Consider the following 707-nt stretch of genomic DNA (forward strand, 5'->3'; position numbering starts at 1 on the left):
TATATAGATAATCCAAAAAATGCTGAGCGGGCTCGCGTGCGCCAGCTACTGTTAAGAGGATACCTCAGTAAGCGGACATCTACAATAATCGTGATAATCGGAGGTAATCACGAATAAAGGCATTTTAGGATAAAAAAAATATGATAACGAGTACATTAAATACTCTGTTCTAGGCCGTGTTGATGCCTTAAACTGCTTTCACGGGTAGTCGACGGCACTTTTTGCGCCGACTGCTTCGCCTAGGGCCCCAAAATCACAGTGAACACCGGCTAGCAAACTCCTCGGAGATGCCTGCCTAGGCAACGGTTGACAGGGCGTATCACTGGGGCTTACGGAATCTACCCAAGTACTAACCAAACCCCGCATGCGCACAGCTATGGCCATTGACGACCAAGCGCAGTTGAATCTTTGAGGAATGCCTACATGACCGACACCAGCCTGCCGCCAAAGTCGAGGGATCTTGTGCGTCTCTATGCCGCGGAGTTACTGGATAAGGGGCATGAAGTTTCTCAGACAGTCATTCGTGAAATGATCCTGGTCAGGAATGGGGTCACCGCTTCACCAAATCTTGTCGTAGACGAGTTGAAGTCGTTTTGGGCAGATACAGGACCGCTGCTGAATAAGAGGCTCAAGCGTCCAGGAGTGCCAGTTTCAGTGTGTATGAGTTTCGATGCGATCTGGGATAGAGCACTTGAGGCAGCTCATGA

The 707-nt window shown here is 49.4% G+C and carries 1 protein-coding gene; it reads left to right on the top strand.

Annotated features, from left to right (window positions below; genetic code table 11):
- Positions 1-423: 423 nt before the first annotated feature.
- A partial coding sequence (locus AC3XQU_RS22755) for a hypothetical protein (RefSeq protein ID WP_489876435.1) occupies positions 424-707 on the top strand: 284 nt, incomplete at its 3' end.

The organism is Telluria sp. AZSoR62 (genome assembly GCF_058111565.1).